This window comes from Streptomyces sp. NPDC001880 (genome assembly GCF_053594575.1).
Map to the genome: position 1 here is coordinate 58,120 of NZ_JBSFET010000036.1, position 7,752 is coordinate 65,871.

General features: G+C 74.1%; 7 protein-coding genes and 1 pseudogene. 4 read left to right on the plus strand and 4 right to left on the minus strand.

Annotated features, from left to right (window positions below):
• Window positions 1-50: 50 nt before the first annotated feature.
• The 4 genes and pseudogenes from lanKC to ACWCQ6_RS20595 form a co-directional block, all read right to left on the minus strand.
• Window positions 51-2,630 (minus strand): class III lanthionine synthetase LanKC, encoded by a 2,580-nt coding sequence (gene lanKC / locus ACWCQ6_RS20580; protein WP_451091131.1) that lies wholly within the window; start codon window positions 2,628-2,630, stop codon window positions 51-53.
• A gap of 23 nt (window positions 2,631-2,653) precedes the next feature.
• Window positions 2,654-2,869 carry a hypothetical protein gene (locus ACWCQ6_RS20585; protein ID WP_451091133.1) on the minus strand — a complete coding sequence of 72 codons (216 nt, stop codon included), beginning with the start codon at window positions 2,867-2,869 and terminating at the stop codon, window positions 2,654-2,656.
• Window positions 2,866-4,237: pseudogene (locus ACWCQ6_RS20590) on the minus strand (MFS transporter). The gene ACWCQ6_RS20585 and the pseudogene ACWCQ6_RS20590 overlap by 4 nt, the downstream one beginning before the upstream one ends.
• A 217-nt stretch (window positions 4,238-4,454) precedes the next feature.
• Window positions 4,455-4,610: a hypothetical protein gene (locus ACWCQ6_RS20595; RefSeq protein ID WP_451091135.1), complete on the minus strand. Its 156-nt coding sequence runs from the start codon at window positions 4,608-4,610 to the stop codon at window positions 4,455-4,457.
• 418 nt (window positions 4,611-5,028) lie between these two features.
• On the opposite strand from ACWCQ6_RS20595, the gene ACWCQ6_RS20600 reads away from it, so the two are divergent.
• From ACWCQ6_RS20600 to ACWCQ6_RS20615, 4 genes are all read left to right on the plus strand, one after another.
• On the plus strand, window positions 5,029-6,135 hold the full coding sequence (locus tag ACWCQ6_RS20600) for a radical SAM protein (protein ID WP_451091137.1): 1,107 nt from the start codon (window positions 5,029-5,031) through the stop codon (window positions 6,133-6,135).
• A gap of 104 nt (window positions 6,136-6,239) precedes the next feature.
• Entirely contained in the window at window positions 6,240-6,959 is a 720-nt protein-coding gene (locus ACWCQ6_RS20605) for an iron-containing redox enzyme family protein (RefSeq protein ID WP_451091147.1), read from the plus strand.
• The gene (locus ACWCQ6_RS20610; protein ID WP_451091139.1) at window positions 6,956-7,156 is read left to right on the plus strand and encodes an aroma-sacti cluster domain-containing protein; all 201 of its coding nucleotides are present in this window, start codon (window positions 6,956-6,958) and stop codon (window positions 7,154-7,156) included. The genes ACWCQ6_RS20605 and ACWCQ6_RS20610 overlap by 4 nt, the downstream gene beginning before the upstream one ends.
• 76 nt (window positions 7,157-7,232) lie before the next feature.
• Window positions 7,233-7,752, plus strand: a 520-nt coding sequence (locus ACWCQ6_RS20615) for an adenylate/guanylate cyclase domain-containing protein (RefSeq protein WP_451091141.1), incomplete at its 3' end; no start/stop codon positions are given.

Below are 7,752 nucleotides of genomic sequence, written 5' to 3' on the forward strand. Positions count from 1 at the left end.
TCCGGCGGATCGGGGACCCCGCCCCCGATCCGCCGGACGGTGGCCGTCCGTCATCCCAGCGTCAGCACGTCCAGCAGGTCGGGCCGTTCGTCCGGCGCGGCGAACACGGTGTGCAGGGCGAGCAGTACCCCCGCCGCGCCGGTCGCGAGATCGGCGGAGAAGCGGCGCAGCCGGGCACCCGGCACCAGCAAGCGGTCCTGCTCGGCGACCAGATGCCAGGACAGGTTCCGCACCGAGTCCAGCACCGCGGGCCCCGGCCTGCCGCCGGAGAGCTGGTGGGCGGTGGCCACCAGTCCGCTGCGGCCCCTGAAGAGCCCCGGTTCGCGGATGAACTCCAGGACGCACCCCTGCCCGATGCCGGGCAGCAGCGCGGCGAGCGCCGGGTCCTCCCGGTGGGCCAGATAGCGCTGTGCGACCAGGGCCACGCCGCCGCTGCCCTGGTCCAGGTAGAGCAGATGGCGCTTCCCGTCCTTCACCTGCACGCTGCCGCCCGGCATGGTCACGCAGTGCCCGGCCTCCCGGGCGAGTGCCGCGCCGGCGGCGTCCAGCAGCCAGTCCTCGCCGGTGCGCCCGTACAGTTCGAGCTGGAGGAGCGCGGCTCCGCAGAGGCCGCTCAGCAGTCCGGCGGAGCGCGGGACGGTCAGGCCTTCGACGTCCTCGCCGCGGACCAGCGAGTCGAGTTCCCAGGCGGTCCGCAGGGCCCGGTCGAGCAGTTCCTGATCGGGCGTGCCGTCGCCGCCGTCGCCCTCGGCGGCGAACCGCAGGGCCGCCAGTGCCGTTCCCGCCCGGCCGGTGAGCAGGTCGGCCGAGGCCGAGGCGGGGGCCCGCAGCGCCCGGTCGAGCAGTTCGCGGCCCTCCTCACGGCGGCCGAGCCGGGACAGCACCAGCGCAATGCCGGGCAGCCCGTCGAACAGCCCGCCGGGGGCGTCCGGAGCGCGGCGCAGCGCCGTACGCGCCAGCCAGTCGATGTGCTCGTCGGGAACGGGGGCGCCGACGCGGTCCAGGGCGTACAGCACTCCGGCGGCACCGTGTGCGGCGCAGACGCCGCCGGTGGTGAAGCCCGTCAGGTCGCCGGGGTAGAGCCGGTCGGTGCGGTCCGGGGTGGCCCCGGCGCGGATGCCGGCGAGGAGTTGTTCGCGGATGCCGGACCAGTCGGGCGACGGGCCGCGCAGCAGCGCGTCCACGGTCGGTTCGCCGCTGTCGGCCGGGAGGCCGTGGGCGAGTACGGCCGGTCGCGGCGGCCCCGCGTCGGGGCCCAGCCGGTACCGGGCACGGGCCCAGCGTTCCAGGGTGAGGGCCTTGCCCCGGTCGTGGTCGGCCACCTCCGTCAACGGCATCAGGATGTGCAGCCAGATCGCCCAGAGCGCGTAGGCGTCCGCCTCGGCCCCGCTCCTGTTGAAGCCGGGCGGTGCCTGGAGTCCGGGGGCGCCCGCCAGCGGTGTGTCCTGGTCGTCGAGATCGGTGGCGTACTCGAAGTCGATCAGGACCACACGGCCGTCGGGGCGGATGATGACGTTGGCGGGGTGCACGTCCGCGAACCGCAGCCCGCGGGCGTGGATGTGGTCGAGGGCCCGGGCGAGCCCGTCCGTGACGGACTGCGCCCACCGGGAGTAGGCGTCGAGTTCGGCGGGGGTGCGTTCGCCGCGCACCAGCGGGAAACGCTCGACGATCTCGTCGAACAGGGTGGTGCCCTCGATGTACTCCTCGATCAGGAAGTGGTGTTCCCAGACCGTGCGGACGCCGTACACCTCAGGCACGCAGTCGAGTCCGGCGAGGCGGGTCAGGGCCCGGTGCTCGCGGTGCAGCCGGGTGACGGCGTCGTGGCCGGCGGGGTCGAGTCCACAGTGCGGCCGGGCCTCACGGAGCACCACCTGCTGCTTGGTGGTGCGGTGCTCGGCCAGGTAGATGCCGCCCGCGTTGGAGAACTGGAGCGCCTTGGTGACCACGTACGGGAAGCCGTCGTCGCGGGCGGCGGCGCGGGCGGCGAGATGGGGGCGCAGCGGCTCGGGGACGGTGACCCACTCCGGTATCCGGAAGACCACACCCCGGGTGTCGGGGACGAGTTCGCCGGACGGGTGGCGCATCGCGCGGACCCGTTCCCCGTCGTCGTCCCGGCACCAGAGTTCGACGAACGCGCCGTAGCGGACGTGCACGGGAGAGTTCCCGATCCGCAGGTCGCTGAGGATGTACGGTCCGCTGCGCCCGTCCAGGGCCTCGCCCAGGGCGTCGAGCAGCTTCAGGAGCGCGGGTTCGTCCTGGGGGTAGAGGGTGATGAACTTCCCCGCGCCGGACCGGTTCATGTACTTCGCCGACATCAGCCGCAGGGCACGGGTGCTGCGCAGGAACTTGAACGCCACCCCTTGCTCCAGGCAGATGCGGGCGGTGTCGGCGAGGGTTTGCTCGGCCTCCTCCGGGACGGTGGAGATGTGGATCTTCCAGCCCTGCTCGGGCAGTTCGGCGGACGCGGGGTGCAGCGCGGTCCACAGACCGCCGGTGCCGCGCCGCCAGCCGGTGGGCGGTTCGGCGCGGTCGAGCGGGTAGCGGGTGTCCGCGTCGGGCAGCCGGGCCGGGGTCTCGTAGTAGCGGCGGTCGGCGAGGCAGTACAGCTGGGTCTCCTGGATGCCGGGCACGGCATACCTCCTGTGGTTCGTGGTCAGGGGCGGGGGCTGCCGGCCCCGGTGCGGTCCTCGGGGATCCCGTGCGCGAGGACCTCGTCCGCAGGAGCCCTGCGTGCGAGGGACTCGTCGGCCGGGGAATCGTTCGCGGGAGCCCTGTTCACGAAGGACTCGTCGGCCGGGGAATCGTTCGCGGGAGCCCTGTTCGCCAGGTGCTCGTCCGCGGGGGAATCGTTCGCGGGGGCCTTGCTCATGGGACTCCCGTGCGCGGGGACCGCTTCCTCGACGGTTCCGGCCCCGGCGGTTCCGGCCCCGGCGGTTCCGTCCACGCGGCCCTCTTCCCCGGCCGGCTCGAAGGAGCCTGAAGGCGTGGAGGACTTGGCGGACTTGGCGGACTTGGCGGACACCGCCGCCGCGACCACCTCCGGGCCCGGCCGGGCGGACGGGGCGAACGTGACGACGACGGCGGACACGGCGAGGACCCCGGCGATCGCCCCGAACGTCGTCCGGCTGCCGAAGGCGGTGAGGAGCGCGCCCCCGGCCAGCGGCCCGAACGGCTGGACCAGTGAGGAGAGGAAACCGGCGGCGCTCTGCACCCTGCCCACCCGGTCGCCGGGGGTGACGGCCAGCAGGGTGGAGAGGAAGCCGATGCTGGCCACGGTGGACAGGCACATGCAGGCGGCGCAGAGCAGCCCGGCGAACAGCGGGACCCGGACCCAGGCCATGGCGAGGGCGCTCGCCACGCAGAACCAGCAGGTGGCGGCGATCAGCGCCCAGGTGTGACGTTCGGGGCGCAGCCTGGGCGCGAGGAGCGCGCCGGTGAGGGCTCCGACCGAGATGAAGGTGACGACGGTGCCGCCGCCGAGCCCGGACCTTCCGCCGCCCGAGAAGACGGTCAGCGCGGTGAACGTCAGGGCGCCGAAGGCGAAGTTCATGCCGAGTCCGAAGACGAGAAGCACGGTCCGCAGGTAGGGCAGCCGCCACAGGAACGAGAGCCCGGCGGTCAACTCGGCCTTGCTGAAAGCCGATCCGGCCCTGGTATCGGACCTGGACCGGGTGCGGACCAGGGCCACGCAGATCGTGGACAGCAGGAGCCCGATGGCCTCGGCGAGGAACGGCAGGACCGGGTGCAGCCCGAACAGGGCGCCCCCGATCATCGGCCCCACCAGCCGCGCGGTGGCGGTACGGGCCTGGAGGCGGGCGGTCGCGGTCCCCATGTCCTCGGGGGGCACGACGGTCCGCATCAGCCCGAACGCGGCGGGCCCGTAGAGGCTGCCGATGATGGCGCCCGCGCCCGCGACCAGCAGCACCAGGGGCAGCGGTACATGCCCCGTCCACACGGCCACGACGAGGGCGCCGACGACGCAGAAACTGCCCAGGTCGCACAGGCGCATCAGCCTGCGGCGCTCCACCCGGTCGGCCATCACCCCGCCGGGAAGCATGGTGATCAGGACCGCGGTGACGGACACCGTGCCGATCGCACCGGCCTGCACGGCCGATCCGGTCTCGCGGAGCACGAGGAGCGGCAGGGCCAGTGCGGTCATCTGGGTGCCGAGGACGGCGAACAGACCGCTCATCCACAGCAGTCGGAAGTCCCGGTTGTTTCGTAGCGAGGCGGCCATCGTCGGCTCCCGGTCGGTGATTCGGGGACAGGGCTCGGCCGGTGGCCCGGCGAAGGCGACGGCCCGGCAGGGGCCGGGGACGTGGTGAACGCGGGGTCCGGCCCGGAAATCGAGGCGGGGCGGTCTCCGTGTGACGGAGCCGCCCCGTTTCGGCCGGCCGGGCGCCACGAGGGAAGGTTCATTCCCCTGGGTGGCGCCGCAGCCCGGTCATCAGCCCTTACTGCTCCGAGAGGACGAGGCTCACGGTGCTGACGCAGCTGCCGTCGATCTCGCGCTCGCTGTTGACGGCGGTCTCCTGGAGGTCCAGGACGGAGTGCGCCTCGACCTCGGGGGTCTCGTTGTCGTCGCCGGCGGGCTTGGTGTTCTCAGCCATGGTGGTCTCCATCCACTCGAATGACTCTGCGGTCTCCGGTCGTTCCGGGGCGGACCCCGGTTCTTCCGGTTGCGGCCGGCGGGTGCCTGCCGCTGACCAGAAAGTTAGGAGCCCCGGCCTGGCAAACGGCTCGACGCCGGTATGGCAGCGGTATCGCGGCAGTTCACCGGGGGTGGACGGGGCCGTGCGGGCGGTTCGCGAGCCCGGTGACGGGCCGCCGGGCACTGTCCGGCCTGCGGCCATACCGGTTCCGAACCGGTTTCGGACCGGTGCCGAACCGCCCGGCGGGACGCTGTACCCGCGCATGGCGGACGCGCTGGCCGCCTGCCCGGGCCCGTGGGCCCGGAACGAACGTCGTACCGGCGCACAGCGGCCGCTTCCCGCGCCCCTACGCCCTACGCCCGAAGGAGACGGCCGAATGGAGCTCGCCGAACTCATCGGACTGCGGCCGGTCCCGGCCGGTGGAGTGCTGGTCACCCTCACCCGCCGCTGTCCGCTGCGCTGCATCCACTGCTCCACCGGCTCCGGGCCGATGGTGCGGGAGGAGCCGGAGGCGGACGTGCTGGAGCGGTTCGTCTCCTCGTTCACCGCCGCCGACCGGCCCGACGTGATGATGCTGACCGGGGGCGAACCGCTGCTCCGGCCGGGCCTGGTGGCCTCGCTGGCCCGCTCCGCGCGGGCCGCCGGAACCCGGACCGCGCTGCTCAGCGGCATGTTCTTCGCCCGGTCCGGCGGACTCCCGGACCCGGTGCGGCGGGCGGTGCGCACGCTCGACCACTTCTCCGCCAGCCTCGACCTGCCGCACGAGCGGGAGGTGCCCCGGGCCGCGGTGTTCCGCGCGGTGCGCGAGATCCGCGAGCTGGGAGTGGCGGTCAGCTTCCATCTCACCGGGACCGGGGAGGACGACGGCTATCTCGCGGACGTCACCGCGGACATCGGCCGGACCTTCGGCGGCACGGTGCCGTCGCTGGTCAACGAGGTGCGGCCGTTCGGCCGGGCGGCGTCCTGGGCACGTCCGGCCCGGACCATGCCGGACGGCGAGGGCGCACTGCCGTGCGCGATGGCCGCCTGGCCGGTGGTCGCCTTCGACGGCACGGTCGTGGCCTGCTGCAACCAGGACACCGTGGACCGCCGCCCCGTACCGCCCCATCTGCGGCTCGGCCATGTCGCGGTGGACGACTGGTCCGCGGTACGGGCGCGGACGCTCGGTTCGCCGCTGCTGCGCCTGGTCCGTACGGTCGGCCCGGCCCATCTGCGGCAGCGCTGGTCACCCGGTACCCCGGCCGGTTCCTACTGCGGGGACTGCCGACGGCTGGGCGAGCTGCCGGAGGTGGTCGCGGCGGCCGACACCCTGGCCTCGGGCGCCGCCGGCGCGCTGCTCGATCTGACCGCCGCCCGCCGCCAGCACGACCAGGGTCCGGTGGCCTTGGTACGACGCCACGGCTGCGCCGCGTACGCCGGTCTGGTGGCGGCCCCGGGCAACGGGGGCGATCCGCGTCCGGCGACGGAAGGCGCCCGGTCGTGAACCCCGTCGCGGGGCCGCCGGGACGTACCGGGGAAGCGTCCGGGGCGCCGCGCCCGGCACCGGCCGCCGTGCGCGTCCCGGGGGCGCGCGGCGGCGGGCGCGGGCTGTCGGCCTCCGAGCGGCTACGGGTCAAACTCGCCTTCGCCGAACCGGCGTTGCGCGCCTCGTCGGCCGCGCTGTGGCGGTCCGAGGGGCTGCTGCCCCGCTATCGGGCGTACCTGTGCGCGATGCACACGGTCATCCGGGCGTCCGTACCGCTGATGGAACGTGCCGCCGAACGGGCCGGGCTGCTGGCCCGTCGCGGCGATCCGCTGGGGGCGCCGCTGGCCGCCTACCTGGACGAGCACATCCGGGAGGAGGCGGAGCACGACACCTGGCTGCTGGAGGACCTGGCGGCGGCGGGCAGCGGGCCCCGGGCCGCACTGGACCCGGTCCCCTCCCCGCTCGTCGCCTCCCTGGCAGGGGCCCAGTACTACTGGATCGAGCACCACCACCCGGTGGCGCTGCTCGGCTACATCGCGGTGCTGGAGGGGCACGCCCCGGCCGCCGGACTCGCGCCCCGGCTGGCCCGCTCGACCGGACTGCCCGCCCCGGCCTTCCGCACCGTGCACGAGCACGCGCGGCTGGACGACGGCCACGCCGGCGAACTGCACGCGCTGCTCGACCGGTTGCCGCTGTCGCGGGCCCAGGAGACGGCCGTCGCCGTCAGCGCCCTGCACACCACGGACGCGCTCACCCAGTTGTTCGTCCGGCTCGGGCGCACCGGACCGGCGCCGCCGGTGCGGGGAGCCGGGCGGTCCGTCCCGAGGGAAGGCCCGACATGACCGAACCACCGGACCGGCTCACCGTGCTGTACGGCGCCGGCTTCGCCGTCGATCTGCTCACCGACGAACAGCGCGAGGTGCTCAACGACCTCGCACCGGAGGAACTCACGGTGCTGCTCGACATCAAGAGCCGGCTCGACGCCGTGGGGCCCGAGGTGCAGGCGCACGGCGAGATCGCGGGCGGCGCCCTCTTCTGAGGCCGCCCCGCACTCGGGGCGGCGCCCTCTTCCGACCCGGGTGCCGCCCGGGTCCCTTGACAGAGAGGAAGCCCTGATGAACTGCACCTCGTGCCGGCACGGACTGCCCGCCGCCGCACGGTTCTGCCCGTCCTGCGGCACCCCGTGCCCGTCCCCCGTCCCCGCGGCGCCGGAGGACGAACGCAAGCTGGTCACCGCGGTCTTCTGCGATCTGGTGGGCTCCACGGCGCTGTCCGGGCTGCTGGACCCGGAGACCCTGCGCACCGTGACATTGCGCTACTTCGCGGTGATGAGCGAGCGGATCGAGGCGCACGGCGGCACTCCGGAGAAGTTCATCGGCGATGCCGTGATGGCGGTGTTCGGGGTGCCGGTGATGCGTGAGGACGACGCACGGCGGGCGCTCGCCGCGGCGCTCGGCATGCGCGAGGCGCTGGCGGAGCTGAACACTGACCTCCAAGCCACCCTGGGCATCCGGCTCGACATCCGGATCGGCGTCAACACCGGTCAGGTGGTGGCGAGTTCCGACGCCAGCACCCGGCAGGCACTGATCTCGGGCGAGACGGTGAACGTGGCGGCCCGGCTGGAGCAGAACGCGG

What these genes read in the sequence shown, in the direction of transcription:
- ACWCQ6_RS20600 (WP_451091137.1), top strand. Translation starts at nt 5,029, where the DNA reads ATGGAGCTCGCCGAACTCATCGGACTGCGGCCGGTCCCGGCCGGTGGA.
- ACWCQ6_RS20585 (WP_451091133.1), bottom strand. Translation starts at nt 2,869, where the DNA reads ATGAGCAAGGCCCCCGCGAACGATTCCCCCGCGGACGAGCACCTGGCG.
- ACWCQ6_RS20610 (WP_451091139.1), top strand. Translation starts at nt 6,956, where the DNA reads ATGACCGAACCACCGGACCGGCTCACCGTGCTGTACGGCGCCGGCTTC.
- ACWCQ6_RS20595 (WP_451091135.1), bottom strand. Translation starts at nt 4,610, where the DNA reads ATGGCTGAGAACACCAAGCCCGCCGGCGACGACAACGAGACCCCCGAG.